Origin of the sequence: Streptomyces sp. NPDC001231 (assembly GCF_042896885.1) — a bacterium.
Taxonomy (GTDB): Bacteria; Actinomycetota; Actinomycetes; order Streptomycetales; family Streptomycetaceae; genus Streptomyces.
The window spans coordinates 117,857-135,752 of sequence record NZ_JBIAXS010000011.1 but is presented as its reverse complement, the minus strand read 5'-3'; the positions used below and the strand labels follow the sequence as shown (position 1 = coordinate 135,752).

General features: G+C 72.5%; 15 protein-coding genes and 1 riboswitch. Of the genes, 6 read left to right on the top strand and 9 right to left on the bottom strand.

Features of this window, described 5'->3' with window-relative positions:
• The first annotated feature begins 24 nt into the window (after positions 1-24).
• Positions 25-924, top strand: coding sequence for an EamA family transporter RarD (gene rarD / locus ACFY3J_RS15840; RefSeq protein WP_384176339.1), 900 nt, complete (start codon positions 25-27; stop codon positions 922-924).
• Between the two features lie 92 nt (positions 925-1,016).
• Entirely contained in the window at positions 1,017-1,496 is a 480-nt protein-coding gene (locus ACFY3J_RS15835; protein ID WP_384176057.1) for a VOC family protein, read from the top strand.
• A 9-nt stretch (positions 1,497-1,505) separates the two neighbouring features.
• On the opposite strand, the gene ACFY3J_RS15830 is transcribed toward ACFY3J_RS15835, so the two are convergent.
• Positions 1,506-2,378, bottom strand: coding sequence for a hypothetical protein (locus ACFY3J_RS15830; RefSeq protein ID WP_390841062.1), 873 nt, complete (start codon positions 2,376-2,378; stop codon positions 1,506-1,508).
• Between the two features lie 1,000 nt (positions 2,379-3,378).
• Here ACFY3J_RS15830 and ACFY3J_RS15825 point away from each other — a divergent pair.
• Positions 3,379-3,924 carry a DUF6668 family protein gene (locus ACFY3J_RS15825; protein ID WP_390841061.1) on the top strand — a complete coding sequence of 182 codons (546 nt, stop codon included), beginning with the start codon at positions 3,379-3,381 and terminating at the stop codon, positions 3,922-3,924.
• Here the strand turns inward: ACFY3J_RS15825 and ACFY3J_RS15820 are convergent.
• From ACFY3J_RS15820 to ACFY3J_RS15805, 4 genes are all read right to left on the bottom strand, one after another.
• Positions 3,914-4,810 carry an ABC transporter permease gene (locus tag ACFY3J_RS15820; RefSeq protein WP_390841060.1) on the bottom strand — a complete coding sequence of 299 codons (897 nt, stop codon included), beginning with the start codon at positions 4,808-4,810 and terminating at the stop codon, positions 3,914-3,916. The two genes, ACFY3J_RS15825 and ACFY3J_RS15820, sit on opposite strands and share 11 nt — an antisense overlap.
• Positions 4,797-5,741 carry an ABC transporter ATP-binding protein gene (locus ACFY3J_RS15815; protein WP_384176065.1) on the bottom strand — a complete coding sequence of 315 codons (945 nt, stop codon included), beginning with the start codon at positions 5,739-5,741 and terminating at the stop codon, positions 4,797-4,799. Before ACFY3J_RS15815 ends, ACFY3J_RS15820 begins: the two co-directional genes overlap by 14 nt.
• 33 nt (positions 5,742-5,774) lie before the next feature.
• A complete protein-coding gene (locus tag ACFY3J_RS15810; protein WP_384176067.1) occupies positions 5,775-6,989 on the bottom strand; it encodes an outer membrane lipoprotein carrier protein LolA in 1,215 nt (404 codons plus the stop codon).
• 286 nt (positions 6,990-7,275) lie between these two features.
• Positions 7,276-8,286 (bottom strand): polyprenyl synthetase family protein, encoded by a 1,011-nt coding sequence (locus tag ACFY3J_RS15805; protein WP_384176069.1) that lies wholly within the window; start codon positions 8,284-8,286, stop codon positions 7,276-7,278.
• Positions 8,287-8,771: 485 nt separating this feature from the next.
• A riboswitch (cyclic di-AMP (ydaO/yuaA leader) is annotated at positions 8,772-8,957 on the top strand.
• A gap of 5 nt (positions 8,958-8,962) precedes the next feature.
• Between ACFY3J_RS15805 and ACFY3J_RS15800 the strand changes: the two genes are divergently transcribed.
• The gene (locus ACFY3J_RS15800; RefSeq protein ID WP_384176071.1) at positions 8,963-9,448 is read left to right on the top strand and encodes a transglycosylase SLT domain-containing protein; all 486 of its coding nucleotides are present in this window, start codon (positions 8,963-8,965) and stop codon (positions 9,446-9,448) included.
• Positions 9,449-9,700: 252 nt separating this feature from the next.
• On the opposite strand, the gene ACFY3J_RS15795 is transcribed toward ACFY3J_RS15800, so the two are convergent.
• From ACFY3J_RS15795 to ACFY3J_RS15785, 3 genes are all read right to left on the bottom strand, one after another.
• A complete protein-coding gene (locus tag ACFY3J_RS15795; protein ID WP_390841082.1) occupies positions 9,701-10,507 on the bottom strand; it encodes an HAD family hydrolase in 807 nt (268 codons plus the stop codon).
• Between the two features lie 132 nt (positions 10,508-10,639).
• A complete protein-coding gene (locus ACFY3J_RS15790; RefSeq protein ID WP_390841059.1) occupies positions 10,640-11,842 on the bottom strand; it encodes an FAD-dependent oxidoreductase in 1,203 nt (400 codons plus the stop codon).
• Positions 11,843-11,929: 87 nt separating this feature from the next.
• The gene (locus tag ACFY3J_RS15785) at positions 11,930-13,168 is read right to left on the bottom strand and encodes an ATP-grasp domain-containing protein (RefSeq protein WP_390841058.1); all 1,239 of its coding nucleotides are present in this window, start codon (positions 13,166-13,168) and stop codon (positions 11,930-11,932) included.
• A 214-nt stretch (positions 13,169-13,382) separates the two neighbouring features.
• On the opposite strand from ACFY3J_RS15785, the gene fahA reads away from it, so the two are divergent.
• Positions 13,383-14,594, top strand: coding sequence for a fumarylacetoacetase (gene fahA / locus ACFY3J_RS15780; RefSeq protein WP_384176077.1), 1,212 nt, complete (start codon positions 13,383-13,385; stop codon positions 14,592-14,594).
• A 185-nt stretch (positions 14,595-14,779) separates the two neighbouring features.
• Entirely contained in the window at positions 14,780-15,718 is a 939-nt protein-coding gene (locus ACFY3J_RS15775) for a M56 family metallopeptidase (protein WP_384176079.1), read from the top strand.
• A gap of 34 nt (positions 15,719-15,752) precedes the next feature.
• On the opposite strand, the gene recQ is transcribed toward ACFY3J_RS15775, so the two are convergent.
• Positions 15,753-17,729: a DNA helicase RecQ gene (gene recQ, locus ACFY3J_RS15770; protein ID WP_384176081.1), complete on the bottom strand. Its 1,977-nt coding sequence runs from the start codon at positions 17,727-17,729 to the stop codon at positions 15,753-15,755.
• Positions 17,730-17,896: the final 167 nt, after the last annotated feature.

Sequence of the window (17,896 nt, the reverse complement as noted above, 5' to 3'; positions counted from 1 at the left end):
CTGAACGGTATCGCCGCCTACGGGATGTGGGGCCTCGTCCCCATCTTCTGGCCGCTGCTCAAACCCGCCGGGGCGGTCGAGATCCTCGCCCACCGCATGGTGTGGTCCCTCGCCTTCGTCGCCGTCGCCCTGCTCGTCGTACGCCGCTGGGCCTGGGTCGGCGAACTGCTGCGCCAGCCGCGCAGGCTGGCCCTCGTCGTGATCGCAGCCGCGGTGATCACCGTCAACTGGGGCGTCTACATCTGGTCCGTCAACAGCGGGCACGTGGTGGAGGCCTCCCTCGGCTACTTCATCAACCCGCTGGTCACCATCGCGATGGGCGTGCTGCTCCTCAAGGAGCGGCTGCGGCCCGTGCAGTGGGCGGCGGTCGGCACCGGCGCCGCCGCCGTCGTCGTGCTCACCATCGGCTACGGCCGCCCGCCGTGGATCTCCCTCTGCCTCGCCTTCTCCTTCGCCACCTACGGCCTGGTGAAGAAGAAGGTCAACCTGGGCGGCATCGAGTCGCTGACCGCCGAGACCGCGGTCCAGTTCCTTCCCGCTCTGGGCTATCTGCTGTGGCTGGGCGCCCACGGCACCTCGACGTTCGCCGCCGAGGGCGCCGGGCACGCCGCCCTGCTCGCCTCCACCGGCATCGTCACCGCGCTGCCGTTGGTCTGCTTCGGGGCGGCCGCGATACGCGTGCCGCTGTCCACCCTGGGCCTGCTCCAGTACATGGCCCCGGTCCTCCAGTTCCTGCTCGGCGTCGCCTACTTCCACGAGTCCATGCCGGCCGAGCGCTGGGCCGGCTTCGCCCTGGTCTGGCTGGCCCTGACCCTGCTGACCTGGGACGGGCTGCGCACGGCCCGGCGGGCGGCACGGCTCAGGGCCCGGCTCGCCGCCCCCAGGACCGCGACGGCGGCGAAGGCCGACCCGGTGGACGCGTAGCCGCTGCCGCGGGTGGTGCGGGCGCGGTGTGCCCGCACCTTCTTCCTTTGAAGTTCCAGCCCCGGGGCGAGCGCGCGAATATAACTGGTTGCATGACTCGGACACCCACGGGCGCCGCGCCCGCCCCACTGCACTGGAAGCTCGTCATCGACGCCGCCGACCCGCACGCACAGGCCGACTTCTGGGCCGCCGCGCTGCACTACGAGGTCGAGGACAACAGCGCGTTGGTCGAACGGCTGCTGGAGCTCGGGGCGCTGCCGGGCGAGGCCACCGTCGAGTTCCACGGCCGCCCGGCCTTCCGGGATCTGATCGGCGTACGGCACCCCGACGACCCGTACGACGAGGAACGCGGCACCGGCCTGGGGCGGCGGCTGCTGTTCCAGCGGGTGCCCGAGGCCAAGTCCGGCAAGAACCGGCTCCACCTCGACCTGCATCCCGGCGAGGGCCGGCGCGCGGACGAGACGGAGCGGCTGAAGGGGCTCGGGGCGCGCGTGCTGCGGCATGTGCGGGAGCCCGCCGGGGAGTGGGTGGTGATGGAGGATCCGGAGGGCAACGTGTTCTGCGTGGCGTAGGGCGCCGGGTCAGCTCGGGGGTGGCGGGGACGCGTCACGGGCCCGTTCGGCCAGGCGGCCCATGCGGGCGCGGGCGGACTCCAGTTGCTCGATGTCGTCGACGGCGGGGCCCTCGTCGGCGGTGAGTTCGGTCCACAGGTCGATCAGGTCGCGGCCGAGCCGCAGGCCCCGCTCGGGGTCGCGGACCGCGCGCCAGGCGGCGGCCGCGCTCTGCACGTCGCCGTAGGCCGCCGCCGCGTCGCCGGCGCGGCGGCGGATGCGGGCGAGGCCGAGGGAGATATCGAAGGAACGGAGCGGATCGCCCGCCAAGTAGGCGATGTACGCGGTGAGTTCGCGCGCCCGCAGCACCTCGGGGTGCTCCGGGCCGAGCGTGCCGGACGCGTCCGCGACGGTGCGTTCGGCCAGGGCCGCCGCCTCCTCGATCCGGCCCTCCTTCACGGCCTCGTTGACCCGCGCCAGGGGTTCCGCGAGCAGGACGGCGCCCGCTTCACCGGCCGCGGTCCTGGGATCCTCCCCGAGCACCGCCTCGGCCACGGCGTCGAACCCGCGGGCGGGGGTGGGGGTGGGCCTGGGATCGGATTCGTCCAGGTCGAGGTCGGCCGCGTCGGGGGCCGGGCGCTGGCGCCGGCGCTGATGCCGGTACGGAGTCGCGGCGGACGCGGGGGCGCCGGGCGCGGGGGCGTGGTCGCCGGGCGCGGCCGGTTCCGGCCGCGCGTCGACGTCGGCCGGGCTCGCGTCCATCACCGGTGGCGGGCCGAACACCCCCGTGGGCGCGACGGCCGTACCGAGGGGCGTGTCACCCGCCGGTTCCGGCAGCGCCCGCAGCACGAACGTCGGCGCCGCCTCGGCGGACGGCACCTGCGGCTCGGGAACCGCCCGCATCGGGAAAGTGGGCGCGCGCTCGCCGTACGGCGTACCGCCACCGACCCGAGGCCCACCGTCCAACCCGGACCCCGGCAACTCCCGCGCAGGAAACACAGGACCCCCCTCAGCGGACGGCGCCGACAACTCCGGAACCCCACACATCGGGAAAACAGGCGCACTCTCGCCGTACGACGTACCGCCACCGACCCGAGGCCCACCATCCGACCCGGACCCCGGCAACTCCCCCGCAGGAAACACAGGACCCCCCTCAGCGGACGGCGCCGACAACTCCGGAACCCCACACATCGGGAAAACAGGCGCACTCTCGCCGTACGGCGTACCGCCGCCGGTCCTGGGCTCGCTGTGCGGCGCGGGCGGTGGGAACGCGGGGGCGGGCGGCAGGGAGGGCGGCACCGTGTCGGGCTCGCGGGCAGGGTCCGGGGCCTGCCTCAGTACGTGCGTCCCCCTGTCGTCCTCCGATCGCGGGGCCGGGCCCGGCCGGGGTGCGTCGGCCGGTGGGTCCGGCGGTGCCGTGCGCAGGGGTTCCGCGGCGAACGTGCTGGAGCCGTCGGTGTGGACCTGGAGGGGGACGACGTAGCCGATGCGCTCGTCGGTGACCGTGGCGAGGACGGGGTGGCCGGAGGCGAGGGCGATGCGGTGGAGGTGGCTCAGGACGGCCTGCTGGATCTCCTCGCCGGGAGCCGGGTGGACCGGTACGCCGCCGACCGAGGCCCCGGAGCCGTCCGCCGGCACATGGACGGCGACCGGCGTCGCCACGGGTGCCGCCGGCCGCGCGGCGCGCTCGTGTTCCCGTTTCTTCCCGCGGCTCAGTCGAGACATCGGCTCCCTCACTCGGATGAGTGCCATCCGGTCGTTCGCGTACATTCGAGTCTCTCCGCCCGCCTGCCCTCCCCGCGTCACCACGACGTCACAGACTCGCACCAGGAACCGCACTCCTGTGACGCGGGTAACGTTTCGCGGGCAAGGATCGTCGGGATGACGCGGGAGGGGGACAGCCATGCGGACAGACGTACGACAGGGACCGGAGATCTGGGTCCGCGGGCCGGTGACCGACGCCCGCGCCGAGGGTGGGTGGGAGAGCGGGCCGGAACGGCCCGCCGGCCGACCCGTCACGCCCCGCCGGTTCTCCTGGCTGGCCACCCACGGCGGCGCGGGCACGACCACGCTCGCGGCCGTCTACGGCGGTCACGACTGCGGACGCGCCTGGCCGGGGCCCGGCGCTCCGGAGTCGGTGCTGCTGGTCGCCAGGACCCACGCGGCCGGGCTGGACGCCGTCACCCGGGCCCTCGAGGTGTTCCGCGGGGGCGAGGCGCCCGCCGGACTCGACCTGGACGCCGTGGTGCTCGTCGCGGACGCGCCGGGCCGGCTGCCGCGGCGGCTCGCCCAGCGGGTGAAGCCGATCGAGTCCGTGATCGACGTCTACCGCGTCCCGTGGGTGGAGGCCTGGCGGCTGGGCGACCTGAGCGGAACGCCGCCGCGGGAGAGTGAACCGCTGGCCCGTCTCACCGGGGCGGGGAGCGCGCGGTCGGTCCCTACGCCGTGATGTCCTTCGCCGTGAACCGTGCCCAGGCCGCCGAGCCGAACACCGCCGCGTACAGGGCCTGCAACTCCAGGTTCTTCACCAGGCCGTCCCAGTAGACCGGCTCGCGCATGAGGTCGGCGAAGGACAGCCAGTAGTGGGGGAAGAGGTACGGCTGGATCGCGTGCAGCTGGGGGATCTGGTCGACGATCTGAACGGTGATCAGCAGGCCCACGGTCGTGGCCATCGCGGCGATCCCGCTGTTGGTCAGTGTCGAGACGAACAGGCCGAGGGCGGCGAGTCCGATCAGGGACGCGGCGACGACGAGGGCGATCAGCAGCGCCCGGCCGAGTCCGTCGGCGAAGCTGATCCGCGTGCCCGAGATGGTCGTCAGATCGCCGAGCGGGAACAGCAGGGCGCCCACGATGAGCGCCGAGACGGCGACCACGAGGGTGGCGACCAGACAGAAGGCCATCGTCGTGGCGTATTTGGCGAGCAGCAGGCGAGTGCGGCCGGCGGGGGCGACCAGCAGATAGCGCAGGGTGCCCGCGTTCGCCTCCCCGGCGACGGCGTCGCCGGCGATCACGCCCACGGCCATCGGCAGGAAGAACGGCAGGGTGGCGGCCAGCGCGGTGAAGACCAGGAACAGCCCGTTGTTGGTGACCTGCGCGATGAACGCCGGACCCTCGCCGCCCCCGCCGCCGACGGACGAGCCGTCCCTCGTCTCGATCCTGACGGCCACCCCGACCAGGACCGGCACACCGGCCAGCACGCCCAGCAGCGCGAGGGTGCGCCAGCGCCGGAAGGTGGTCACCAGCTCGCTGCGCAGCAGCCCGAAGGTCCACAGCCCGCGCGGGGCGCGCACGCCCACGTCCGCGGCCTGCCTCGGCGACACCTCAGCCCGCGACATCGAAGCCCTCCCCCGTGAGTGCCACGAACGCGTCCTCCAGCGAGGCCCGTTCGACCCCGAAACCTCGTACGCGGACGCCCGCCGTCACCAGTGCGGCGTTCACGTCGGCGAGGTCGCGCTGCGGTGGGTCGCCGGACACCCGGTCCTCGCCCGCGACGACGTCGCCGGCGCCCTGTTCCTTCAGCACCCGGGCCGCCTCCCCCGTGTCGGGCGTGATCACCACCAGCCGGCCGCGCGCTCCGGCGGCCAGTTCCGCCACGGCTCCCTGGGTGATCAGCCGCCCCCGCGCCATGACCGCCGCGTGGGTGCACACCTGCTCGATCTCGTCCAGCAGATGGGAGGAGAGGAAGACGGTCGTGCCGTCGGAGGCCAACTCCCGGACCAGGGAGCGGATCTCGCGCATGCCCTGCGGGTCGAGACCGTTGGTCGGCTCGTCCAGGACGAGCAGTCTGCGCGGCTGGAGCAGCGCGGCTGCCAGCCCCAGGCGCTGTTTCATGCCCAGGGAGTAGGCCTTGGCCTTCTTGCCCGCCGCGGCCGTCAGGCCCACCCGGTCCAGGGCGGCGGCGACCCGGGCGCGCCGCGTGCGGGGGTCGGCGGTCGGGTCGGCGGCGTCGTAGCGCAGCAGGTTGTCCCGGCCGGACAGGAAGCCGTACAGGGCCGGGCCCTCGATGAGCGCGCCGACCTGCGGGAGCACGGTGCGCGAGGACCGGGGCATGGGGCGCCCCAGCACGCGCGCCGTGCCGGAGGTGGGCTCGATGAGCCCCATCAGCATGCGGATGGTGGTGGTCTTGCCCGAGCCGTTCGGGCCGAGGAAGCCGAAGACGCTGCCCGCCGGGACGGTCAGGTCGAGACCGTCGACGGCGAGCTGTCCGCCGCGGTAGCGCTTGGTGAGCCCGCGCGTGTGGATGACGCTGTCATCCCCCTCGTCCATCGGCTCCCTCGATTCCTCGTGCCCGTCGTGTCCTTACTGCCCGGTGTTCGCCGCCTTCACCAGTGTGTCCTTGGTGACGGCGCCGACGTACACCTTGCCGTCGTCCGTGATCAGCGCGTTGACCAGGCGGGTGGAGAAGACCGTGCCCTTGCCGAACTTGCCGTTGACCTGGTCGCCGAGCGAGCCGAGGAACCCGCTCAGGTCGCCCTTGCCGGAGGACGACGGGATGCCGCCCTTGTTGCCGGTGTCGATCACGGCGATGGAGTTCCAGCCCTTGCCGAGGACCTTCGGGCCGTTCTCGGCCGGGTCCTTGTGCGACGCGCCGGGCTCGTGGAACTGCCGGTCCGGGCCGGCCTTCCGCTCGGCGCCCTGCCCGGCGTCCTTCGCGGCGTCCTTCTCCTCGGTGACCTTCGCGCCCTTGGGGGGCGTGAAGTCGAAGGTCGAGGCGGCCGGCTTGGCGAAGCTGACCTGGGTGAAGCCCGCGTCCACCACGGCGGCGCCGCCGCTCGCCGGGGTGAGCGTGAACTTCAGCGGCAGCCCGGTCCTGGCGTCCACCGCGATGCTGATCGCACCGACCGTGGTGCCGGAGGCGTGCTTCGGCTCGATGACCAGCTTGTAGGCGTCGCGGCCGGCGACTTGCGCGGTGCCGTCGACCTTCACCGAGGTGGTGTCGTCGACCGCCTTCAGGGCCTCGTCGGCGAAGTCCTTGGGCGTGGCGGGGACCTCGTCCCGGTGCTTCTCGCCGCCGTCGGCCGCGGTGCCGTGGAAGACCTCGTTCGACTTGCTGTCGTAGCCCCAGACGTCCTTGCCGTTGTGGATGAGGCTGTACTCGGCGGCGCTCTCGATCAGCGAGACCTTCTGCCGGTCCTCGCCGTCGGCGGCGACGCGCAGGGTGTGCGTTCCGGAGGCCAGTTCGGGCAACTTTGACGTCGGGTCTGCCGACGAACCGTCACCACCCCCAACCGCGCCGGAGGCCAGGCCGCTCTCCAGGCCGCCGAGGTTCGGCAGGCCCAGGTCGGTGCTGACCTTGACCGTGCCGGACAGCTGCTGGACGTCCGACTTGGCGATCTTCTCGATGAGTTGCTGTGCGGTGATCTTCGGCAGGTCGGGGTCGCCGGACGCGGCGAGCGCGGGGACGAGCCCGATGGTCGCCGCCGCCACCCCCACCACCGTGACCGGGACGACGTAGCGCGCGGCCTTGCGGCGCCCCGTGCTCAGGTCGTCGGCTTCGGATTCGTTCGGTGCCATGTGTGCCCTACCTCCGTCATCGGCGGCGGCTGTCCTTCTGCACTGGGGTGTCACCCTCAGCCGCCATTCTCACCCAGATCGGTGAGGAGTGGTGTGGTCCGTGGTTTCCATCTGACCAAATCGGCGGGGCGGAAGCGTCAGACCCCGGAGCCAACTCCGTGTACGCCTGCGGTATGACACACAAAGGGCGACGCCTCCCCCACCCCGTAGGGGTAGACGTGGGGAGCGCCGCTCGAAGGGGCCGCCCGGCGGGGGCGGCCGGTGAGGTCGCGGAACCGGACGGGCGTCAGCCGGCCCGGTGCACCACCGCGTCGCACAGCTGAAGCAGTGCGGCCTTCGCCTCGCACTCCCGCAGCGGCGCCAGCGCGGCCCGCGCCTCCTCGGCGTAGCGCACGGTGTCCCGGCGGGCCTGCTCCAGCGCCGGGTGCGCCCGCAGTGCCGCCAGCGCCTCCGCGTGCCGCGCGTCGTCGCTCAGGTCGGAGTCCAGCAGCTCGCACAGGGCGATGTCCTCGGCCAGCCCCAGCCGGGCCGCGCGCTCGCGCAGCCGCAGCACCGGCAGGGTGGCGATGCCCTCGCGCAGATCGGTGCCGGGCGTCTTGCCCGACTCGTGCGAGTCGGAGGCGATGTCCAGGACGTCGTCCGCCAGCTGGAAGGCGACGCCCAGCCGCTCGCCGTACTGCGTCAGCACGTCCACGACCGTCTCGTCGGCGCCGGACATCATCGCGCCGAACCGGCACGACACCGCCACCAGCGACCCGGTCTTGCCGCCCAGCACGTCCAGGTAGTGGTCGACCGGGTCCCGGCCGTCCTGCGGGCCCGCCGTCTCCAGGATCTGCCCGGTGACCAGCCGCTCGAACGCCACGGCCTGCACCCGCACGGCCTCCGGGCCGAGGTCGGCGAGGATCTGCGAGGCGCGGGCGAAGAGGAAGTCGCCGGTCAGGACCGCGACCGAGTTGCCCCAGCGGGTGTTGGCACTGGCCACCCCGCGGCGCACGGCGGCCTCGTCCATCACGTCGTCGTGGTACAGCGTCGCCAGGTGGGTCAGCTCCACCACCACGGCCGAGGGCACGATCCCCGGCGCGTACGGATCCCCGAACCGGGACGCGAGCATCACGAGCAGTGGCCGGAACCGCTTCCCGCCCGCCCTGACGAGATGCTGGGCGGCGCCCGTGATGAACGGGACCTCACTCTTGGTGGCTTCGAGCAGCCCTTCCTCGACAGCCGCCAATCCGGCCTGGACATCGGCTTCGAGAGCCTGGTCCCGCACGCTCAGCCCGAATGGCCCGACGACGGTCACGAGGGGTCTCCTGTCTGCTGGTGTCTGCTGGGGATTACACGGTTTGTCGATAGGTCGCTGCCCTCACTCAAGTCAGCGTATCCGGTCACGTTTCGATCACCGATATCGCCCACCTATACGGGCCAGGCCACTTCACCCGACGTGACCACCATCACGTGTCGGCCACATGGCCCACGCACACTCACACATGAAGTCCGATTCACCCCTATTGGGGTTTCAATTCTCTTTAGTGGTATTTGCTCTTCGGTCGACCGAGCCGTGACTTGGGACACACCCCCTTCCGTCCGCACCATCTCTCACATTCCTCCACATTTCCTTTACGCCCAGCCGAGTTGAGCCTTGGCAGGTGCAAAGGATCAAGCACCACATACCCCCCAGACCAAGGTCAAACAGGACGATGTGTGATTCCGGCACTTGTTCGGGACATGTGCTCTCGCATACGTTCCCGGCACCGACGGGCGGACGCCGAATCCTGCCGCCGCCCGTAATCCCAACGACCCAATGAACCACGGCAGGAGCGGGGGACCCAGGTAAGTCGCCGGGCCGGGCGTCGTACGTACCGCGTACACCGCACCGGAACGGCTAGGGGTGAAGCCGCGCCCTTCAAGGCGCGGCCGGGCACCTCCCAGCCCGAACCCGACAGCTCACCTCGCAGGCGACGGAGAGGAATTCCCCCATGCCTGCAAACGGTCAGCGCCGCTCTTCCCGCACCGCCCGCCTCGTCCGCGCCCTCGCCGTCACCGGCACGGGCGCAGCCGTCCTCGCCGTGCCGCTGCTCGGCGCCACGACCGCGTCCGCGGCGACCCCGGCCACCGTCCGGACGGCCGCGAGCTTCGGCTACTCGAACAACCTCGACGGCTGGATCCGGGCCTCCCTGGCGATCATGGCGGAGAAGGGCATCCCGGGCTCCTACAACGGGATCCACCGCAACATCATCCGCGAGTCCTCCGGCAACCCGCGCGCCATCAACCTCTGGGACTCCAACGCCAAGAAGGGCATCCCTTCCAAGGGGCTGCTCCAGGTCATCGACCCGACCTTCCGGGCCTACCACGTGAACGGCACGTCCTGGGACATCTACGACCCGGTCGCCAACATCACCGCCGCCTGCAACTACGCGGCCAAGCGGTACGGCTCCATCGACAACGTCTTCGGCGCGTACTGACCGGACCGCGGCCGGCGCACAGACCGGCTAGTGCTGTGACCGGAAAGGTTTGCCGGGAAGCTCGCGGCGTCCGGTGCTGGGGGCACCTCCCACGCCGTTCGGGCAGTGGGGGAGCATCGCACAGCGGAGCATGACCCGCGGTACTGGACGTACTCGGGTGATGCGACAACGCGGCTGGGGGTCCCCCTGCTCGAAGAGCTTGGGGGAGCCGTGCCGGGCGTCGCGAGCCGGTGAACCTTTCGGGTCACAGCACTAGACAAACAGTCGTTCGAGGACGACGGCGATGCCGTCGTCCTCGTTCGACGTCGTGACCTCGTCGGCCACCGCCTTGAGCTCGGGGTGGGCGTTGGCCATCGCGACCCCGCGGGCGGCCCACTGGAACATCGGGATGTCGTTCGGCATGTCGCCGAAGGCGAGGGCGCTCTCGCGGCCCAGTCCCAGGTGTCCGGCGGCCAGTGCCAGTCCGGTCGCCTTGGTGATGCCGCATGGCTGGAGTTCGACGGTCCCGGGGCCCGACATGGTGACCGTGGCGAGGGAACCCACCGCGCCGCGGGCCGCCTCCGCCAGCTCGTCGTCGGACAGCACCGGGTGACGCAGCAGCACCTTGCTGATGGGCGCGCGCCACAGGTCGTCGCGCCGATCGACCCGTACGGCGGGCAGCGCCAGGTGCGGCATGAGATACCCCGGCTCGATGAGGGTGAGCCCCTCGACCCCGTCCTGGTCGACCGCGGCGTACACCTCCCCCACCTCGGCCTCGATCTTGCCGAGCGCGGTCTCGGCCTCCTCCCGGTCCAGGGTGACCGACCACAGCAGGCGGTCGCTGCCGGCGTCGTAGAGCTGTGCGCCCTGCCCGCACACCGCGAGCCCCGTGGTGCCGAGGACGTCGAGCAGTTCCCGCACTCTCGGTGCCGGCCGGCCGGTCACCACGAGGTGCCTGGCACCGGCGGCCGCCGCCCCCGCGAGCGCGGCGAGGGACCGTTCGGACACGGTGTGGTCGCCGCGCAGCAGCGTCCCGTCCAGGTCGGTGGCGATGAGGGCATATGCGAGGGCGGCCATGATCAGAGAATACGGATGCCCCGGCCCGCCGACTCGACCGGAGCCGGACGACCGCGACGGCCACCGTGCTCCCGGCTCCCTTCATTCAACTCCCTTACCGATGAGGGAGCTTCGGCACCGCGGACGAGGTGGCCCTCAACCGTGCGCCACCGCAAGGTGTGCGGCCAGCCGCGGCGAGGCGTACTCCGTGCCGCACACGAACCGCATCACCGGCCCGTACGAGGCCGCCGCCGGCAACCCCGTGAAGTAGAGGCCGGGTACCGAGGAGACGTAGCCTGCGCCGAGCCTCGGGGCGCCACGGCTGACCGCGAGTCCGGTGCGCAGCTCGTGGCCGAGGAAGCCCATCGCGGCGATGTCGACGCGGTAGCCGGTGGCCGCCATGACGTGGTCCGCCTCCAGTTCCCGGCTCTCGCCCGCGAGGGTGCGCACCGTCAGTACCGGACGCCCGCCCGTGACCTCGGCGCGCACGATGCCGCTCACCTCGTGGACCGGTACCGCCGACTCGAAGCGTTCGCGCAGCCACCAGGCGCCGAGCGGGCCGAGGACCCGGCGGACCAGATGGTGGCGGACCCCGGCCGGGAGGTACCGGAAGGGCTGCGGGTGGTAGCTCAGCGCCCACAGCGACCAGGCGCGGCCGAACGGCGACTCGGGCCGGAACCTCGGCTGCTCCCAGGGCGGGGCGCCGAAGGCGACCGCGCCTCGGCCCCGCGCCACCACCCGCACCCGCGCGCCGGCCTCCGCCGCGAGCACCGCCGTCTCCAGCGCGGACTGGCCGGCGCCGACGACGATCAGCTCCTTCCCGGCGAACCGGCCGAGGTCGTGGTGCTGGGAGCTGTGCGAGAGCGGCCCGGTGGGCGTGGGGCCGTCCGGCACCGCCGCGGCCAGCTCCGGCGGCAGATGGGACAGGCCCGACAAGCCCGTCGCCACCACGACCGCTCGGGCGGTGAACTGCTCCCCGGAGTCCGGCTTCAGCTCGAAGCCGCCGCCCGGCCGCCGGTCGACCGACACCACCCGCACCCCCTCCAGCTCGGGCACCAGCCTGCGCTGGAACCACTCGCCGTAGGCGATGAAGGTCTCCACCGGGATGATGTCCTCGTCGGTCACCAGCGGTCCGATGCCGGCCGCGGCGCAGTAGTCGGCGAGGGTGTGGCCGCGCTGCGGGCAGTCGATGCCGGAGGCGGCCGGGGTCGACTTCAGCAGCATCCCGGCGGGCATGTGGTCGCGCCAGGCGACCATGGGCTCTCCGAAGACGCGGACCGGGATGCCCCGGGCGCGCAGATGGGCGGCGGTGGACAGGCCGAACGGCCCGGCACCGATGACTGCCACCGGTTGGTTCACGAAGTCCCTCCCCAGGACGCACTCACGTCACTTCGTGGGCCGGCTCGGGCGGCGGGACGGGCCGCCCGCACACGGTCGTGCTCCGCCCTAACCGGTCGTGCCGCCGCGGCGGTTGGTCCGCCACAGCTGATAGAGATGCCGGGCGCCCGGCCGCACGAAGCGGGCGAGCATCGTGAGGAACGGCAGCGGGTCGTCGCCCGCGAGCCAGGCCAGCTCCGTGCCGCTCGCCCTCGCCGGCGCGTGCGGCGTGGTGTAGCCGCTGCGGCGGTAGGCGAGCAGGGCGGGCAGGTCGATGTTCTCCACGACGTACCGGTGGCCGACGCGCTGCTCGCCCTCCGGGACGGGCCGCCCGGTCAGGTCGAGGTGCATGGCACGGACGACGTCCACGCCCGACTCGCTCTCGAAGAGGCGGAACTGCGCGCCCATGCGCGGATTGAAGTCGAGGAGCTTGTACTGCCCGTCGCGCCGGTCGAAACGCAGGTCGAGGTCGACGATGCCGGTGAAGCCGATCTGCTTGATGAACCGCGCGGCGAGGTCGGCGAGTTCCGGGTTGTCGACGACGTACGCGTTCGCCGTCATGCCCGCGTGCGGCGGCCAGGAGCGGACCTTGACGCCGGTGAACATCGCGAGCGGGACCGAGTTCCGGTCGAAGTAGGCGTGCACGATCCAGTCCTCGGCCTCCTCCCGCGGCAGATACTCCTGGAGGATCACGCCCGGCCGCTCGCCCCAGTCCCGGGCCAGGGCCAGCAGGCCCTCGCGGCTGTTGATCCTCGTGGTGCCGTTCACCGCGGGGCTGCTGCGCCGGACGAACGCCTCGCGGTTCTTGGCCACCACCGGGAAGCGGGCCTTCTCGGCGAACGCCACGATGTCGTCGTACGACTGCGGGAAGGCGGCCGTGGGGCTCGGAATGCCGTGCTCCACGCACAGTTCGTGCAGGCCCTGCTTGCTGGCCAGGCGCCGCGGCAGACCGGGGGCGACGGGCGGGAAGAGGAAGTGGCCTTCGAGTTCGCCCTGGTGCTCGGCGATCAGGACGGCGGCCTCCTCGTCGGTGGGCACCAGGACGGTGGGCCGGCCGATGCGGCGGCCGATCCGCAGCAGGCCCTCCACCAGACGGTCCGCGCCCTCCGTGCCCCTGGTCGGCCAGACGAACGCGCGTTTGAGATAACGGGACGAGGCCGCCGGTGTGTAGGCGTCCTCGGTGATCGCGTACATCGGCACGCCCAGACGGCCGAGGCTGCGGATCGCGCCCACCCCGCCGTGGTGCAGCGGGTAGTCGCCGAACTTCACGATCAGGCCCGGGACCTCACGGTCGGCCCGGAAAGGCACACTGACGGCATTCCTGGCCACGGGTCCCCCCACGTGTCCCCCCTATGGAGCGGACCCACCCCGTCCGCGTCCCCAGAGGACGCTAAGCCGGAATTGCCCCCTCCCACAAGGCCAATTCGGACATTGCAAACTCTTTAGACACTGCCCAAGACATGCGACGCCCCCGTAACGTGTGGCCCGATCACATGGAATTCCGGAAAGGAAGGCAGTACCCATGCCCCCCTTCGAGGTCCCCGAGGGCGACCCCTTCGGTCCGCACAACCTTCCCTACGGCGTCTTCTCCCGCGCCGGGTCATCGGAGAGGACCGTGGGCGTCCGGCTCGGCGACCACGTGCTCGACGCGGGGGCGGCGGCGCGGGCACTCGGTTCGCCGTACGCCGGCCTGCTCGCGCGGCCGACCCTGAACCCACTGCTGGCCGCGGGCCGCACCGCGTGGTCCGACGTGCGGCGCGCGCTGACGTCGTGGGTGACGGTGCCGGCCCACCAGGAGACCGTCGCGCCCTTCCTGCACCCGCTGTCCTCGGTGACCCTGCACCTCCCCTTCGAGGTCGCGGACTACGTCGACTTCTACGCCTCGGAGAACCACGCCCGGAACGTGGGGCAGATCTTCCGCCCGGACGCCGAGGACTCGCTGACGCCCAACTGGAAGCACCTGCCGATCGGCTACCACGGCCGCTCCGGCACGGTGGTGGTCTCCGGCACGGACGTGCTGCGCCCGTCGGGCCAGCGGAAGGCTCCCACGGATCCCGCGCCGGTGTTCGGCCCCTCGGTCCGGCTGGACATCGAGGCGGAGGTCGGCTTCGTGGTGGGCGCGCCCTCGCGGATGGGGCAGCCGGTCGCGCTCGGCGACTTCCGCGAGCACGTCTTCGGGCTGTGCCTGCTGAACGACTGGTCGGCGCGCGACATCCAGGCCTGGGAGTACGTCCCGCTCGGGCCCTTCCTCGGCAAGTCCTTCGCCACGTCGGTGTCGGCGTGGATCACTCCGCTGGACGCACTGGAGGAGGCGCGGGTGGCCCCGCCGCGGCGGACGCACCCGCTGCTGCCCTACCTCGACGACTCCGCGGACGAGCCCGGCGGTTACGACCTGCGGATCTCCGTCGCGATCAACGGCCACGTGGTGTCCGAGCCGCCCTTCTCCACCATGTACTGGACGGCCGCACAGCAGCTCGCCCACATGACGGTCAACGGCGCGTCCCTGCGCACGGGCGACCTGTACGGCTCGGGCACGGTGAGCGGACCCGCCGAGCACGAGCGCGGCTCGCTGCTGGAGCTGACCTGGAACGGCCGGGAGCCGTTGGAGCTCCCCGACGGCAAGCGGGCGTTCCTGGAGGACGGCGACGTGGTGACGCTCTCGGCCTGGGCACCGGGCGCGGACGGCACGCGGGTGGGGCTCGGGGAGGTGACGGGGCGGATCGTCTCGGGCTGAGAGGAGCCCTGCGGCCCTTCCCACGCCGGGGATTTGGTGGTGGCGGACCCCTGACTCCCGGTGCCCGTGGCCGTCATACTGGCGGCAGGCCGTGCGCGCCCGGCGCGCCGGCCGGCCGCACAGCACCGCTCCACCGCACGACCCCGACACCCGCCCACCTCCGACGAGGATCCGGAGTCCGAGGCATGACCGCCTGCCTGCTCCTGCTGAGCGCCGTCGCACTGACGCTCGCCGTGCCGGTCCCCCGCACACTGGCCCGGGCGGGGTGGCCCGAACGGGAGCCCGTCGTCGCGCTGTGGGTGTGGCAGTGCCTGGTCGCCACCGTCCTGCTGTGCTGCCTCGCGGGGCTCGTGCTGGGCACCGCGGCCGTCTTCGGCACCGTTCACGACCGGGTCTTCGCCCCCGCGCCGCCGGCCGTGACGGCCGCCTACGACCTTTCGGTGGCGCCGGTCTGGGCCGCCGGCCTCACCCTGCTGCTGGCCGGCGGCGCCGCCTGGACCACCGCGATGCTCGCCCGCGAGCTCGTCGAGGCCCGCCGCCGGCGCGGCCTGGCCCTCGCGCACCTGCGCGAACGCGCCCCCGATCTGCCCGCGGGCCTTCCGTCGGCCCGCGGACCGCTGCTGGTGCTGGAGGACGAGTACCCCGACGCCTGGTGGATGCCCGGTCACCCGCCCCAGCTCGTCGTCACCACCGGCGCCCTGCACCGGCTCACCGGCCACCAGCTCGACGCCGTCCTCGCGCACGAGCGCGGCCACGCCCGCGCCCACCACGACTGGCTGCTGCACCTGTCGACCGCGCTGGCGACCGGCTTCCCGCACATCCCGCTGTTCACGCAGTTCTGCGAGCAGACCCACCGCCTGGTCGAACTGGCCGCCGACGACTCGGCCTCCCGCCGCCACGGCCACCTCACCACGGCCCTCGCCCTGATCGAGCTCAACCAGCACCGCGGGGTACTGTCCTGCGCCTCCAGCAACCGGCTGCTGAGCGAGCGGGTGGACCGCCTGCTGGAGCCCCCGCCGCGGCTGGACCGCAGGCGCCGGGCGCTGACCACGGCGGTCGCGGCCCTGGTGCCGCTGCTCCCGCTCCTGATCACGTTCGCCCCCGGCCTGACGGCACTGGGCTGAGCAGCGGCCCCTCGCCGTGACCGGCGCGGCGCGGCTATATCCAGTCGTCCGGTTCCGGCTCGGGCAGGCCCTCCACCGGTTCCGGCTCGCCCACGCCGGCCGTCCCTGTCCCGGCCGTTCCTGATCCGGCCGTCCCCGTGCCGACCGCGGCGGAGTCGCCGGACGGGCCGGCCAGCGACTCCAGCACCGCGAGCACGCCCTCCCCGTACGTCGCCAGCTTCTTCTCGCCGACGCCGCCGACCGTGCCGAGCTGTGCCACGGACGTCGGCCAGATCGTGACGATCTCCCGGAGCGTGGCGTCGTGGAAGATGACGTACGCCGGGACGCCCTGCTCGCGGGCCTGTTCGGCGCGCCAGGCGCGCAGGGCCTCGAAGGCGGGAAGCAGTTCCTCGGGCAGCTCGGCCGCCGTCGCCCTGGGCTTGCGGTCGTCCCGGGCGGCCGAAGCCCGCGACGCGGCCGGCTTCTTCGGCTCCTTGCGCAGCGGCACCTCCCGCTCCCTCCGCAGCACCGACCCGCTGCTGTCGGTCAGCACCAGCGTGCCGTACTCGCCCTCGACGGCGAGCAGCCCCTGTGCCAGCAGCTGCCGTACGACACCCCGCCATTCGCCCTCGGTCAGCTCGTCGCCGATGCCGAACACGGACAGCTGGTCGTGGTCGAACTGGATCACCTTGCCGGTGCGCTTGCCGAGCAGGATGTCGATGATCTGGCCCGCGCCGAACTTCTGCCCCCGCTCCCGCTTCAGCCGCACCACCGTCGACAGCACCTTCTGGGCCGCGATCGTGCCGTCCCAGGTCTCGGGCGGGGTCAGGCAGGTGTCGCAGTTGCCGCAGCCGGCCGCGCCCGGTTCCTGGCCGAAGTAGGCGAGGAGCTGGCCGCGGCGGCACCGGGCCGTCTCGCACAGGGCGAGCATCGCGTCCAGGTGGGCCTGGGCCCGGCGGCGGAACGCCTCGTCGCCCTCACCGGACTGGATGAGCTTGCGCTGCTGTACGACGTCGTTCAGGCCGTAGGCCATCCAGGCCGTCGACGGCAGGCCGTCCCGGCCCGCGCGGCCCGTCTCCTGGTAGTAGCCCTCCACGGACTTGGGAAGGTCCAGGTGGGCGACGAACCGGACGTCGGGCTTGTCGATACCCATGCCGAAGGCGATGGTGGCGACCACGACCAGGCCGTCCTCGCGCAGGAAGCGGGACTGGTGCGCCGCGCGGGTGCCCGCGTCCAGGCCCGCGTGGTACGGCACCGCCTCGACGCCGTTGCGGGTGAGGAACTCGGCCGTCTTCTCCACCGAGTTGCGCGACAGGCAGTACACGATGCCCGCGTCGCCCGGGTACTCCTGGCGAAGGAAGGTCAGCAGCTGCTTCTTGGCGTCGGCCTTGGGGACGATCCGGTACTGGATGTTGGGCCGGTCGAAGCTGGCCACGAAGTGCCGGGCCCCCGGCATGTTCAGCCGCTGGGTGATCTCCTGATGCGTGGCGTGGGTGGCCGTCGCGGTGAGCGCGATCCGCGGCACGTCCGGCCAGCGCTCGCCCAGCAGTGACAGCGCCAGGTAGTCGGGGCGGAAGTCGTGGCCCCACTGGGACACGCAGTGCGCCTCGTCGATGGCGAAGACGGAGATCTTGCCGCGGGAGAGCAGGTCGAGTGTGGTGTCCAGGCGCAGCCGCTCCGGTGCCAGGTAGAGCAGGTCGAGCTCGCCGGCCAGGAACTCCGCCTCGACCACCCGGCGCTCGTCGAAGTCCTGCGTGGAGTTCATGAACCCGGCGCGCACGCCCAGCGCCCGCAGCGCGTCCACCTGGTCCTGCATCAGCGCGATGAGCGGCGACACCACGACGCCCGTACCGGGCCTGACCAGGGACGGAAGCTGGTAGCACAGCGACTTGCCGCCACCGGTGGGCATGAGCACGACGGCGTCGCCGCCCGCCACCACATGCTCGACGACCGCTTCCTGCTCGCCCCGGAAGTCCTCGTACCCGAAGACCCGGCGCAGCGTCGCCAGCGCCTCGCTCTCCGTCACTGACATGTCGATGACACCATCCGTCCCACCCATCGCCTCGTCCCCCACACCTCGCTCCTCGACCACTGCCTCCACGATAGGGGCCCGCACGGACACCCCCGGACTTGTCCACAGGCCGGCCCCATCACCCCCGGTCACCGGCACGACAGTCGTTCACACGTACGCGGGAGACT

Coding starts and splice junctions, on each gene's coding strand:
- ACFY3J_RS15810 (WP_384176067.1), bottom strand. CDS start 6,989: ATGGCACCGAACGAATCCGAAGCCGACGACCTGAGCACGGGGCGCCGC.
- ACFY3J_RS15825 (WP_390841061.1), top strand. CDS start 3,379: ATGCGGACAGACGTACGACAGGGACCGGAGATCTGGGTCCGCGGGCCG.
- fahA (WP_384176077.1), top strand. CDS start 13,383: ATGCCCCCCTTCGAGGTCCCCGAGGGCGACCCCTTCGGTCCGCACAAC.
- ACFY3J_RS15800 (WP_384176071.1), top strand. CDS start 8,963: ATGCCTGCAAACGGTCAGCGCCGCTCTTCCCGCACCGCCCGCCTCGTC.
- rarD (WP_384176339.1), top strand. CDS start 25: ATGTGGGGCCTCGTCCCCATCTTCTGGCCGCTGCTCAAACCCGCCGGG.
- ACFY3J_RS15820 (WP_390841060.1), bottom strand. CDS start 4,810: ATGTCGCGGGCTGAGGTGTCGCCGAGGCAGGCCGCGGACGTGGGCGTG.
- ACFY3J_RS15830 (WP_390841062.1), bottom strand. CDS start 2,378: ATGCGGGCGGTTCCCGAGCCGCAGGTGCCGTCCGCCGAGGCGGCGCCG.
- ACFY3J_RS15835 (WP_384176057.1), top strand. CDS start 1,017: ATGACTCGGACACCCACGGGCGCCGCGCCCGCCCCACTGCACTGGAAG.
- ACFY3J_RS15815 (WP_384176065.1), bottom strand. CDS start 5,741: ATGGACGAGGGGGATGACAGCGTCATCCACACGCGCGGGCTCACCAAG.
- ACFY3J_RS15775 (WP_384176079.1), top strand. CDS start 14,780: ATGACCGCCTGCCTGCTCCTGCTGAGCGCCGTCGCACTGACGCTCGCC.
- recQ (WP_384176081.1), bottom strand. CDS start 17,729: ATGTCAGTGACGGAGAGCGAGGCGCTGGCGACGCTGCGCCGGGTCTTC.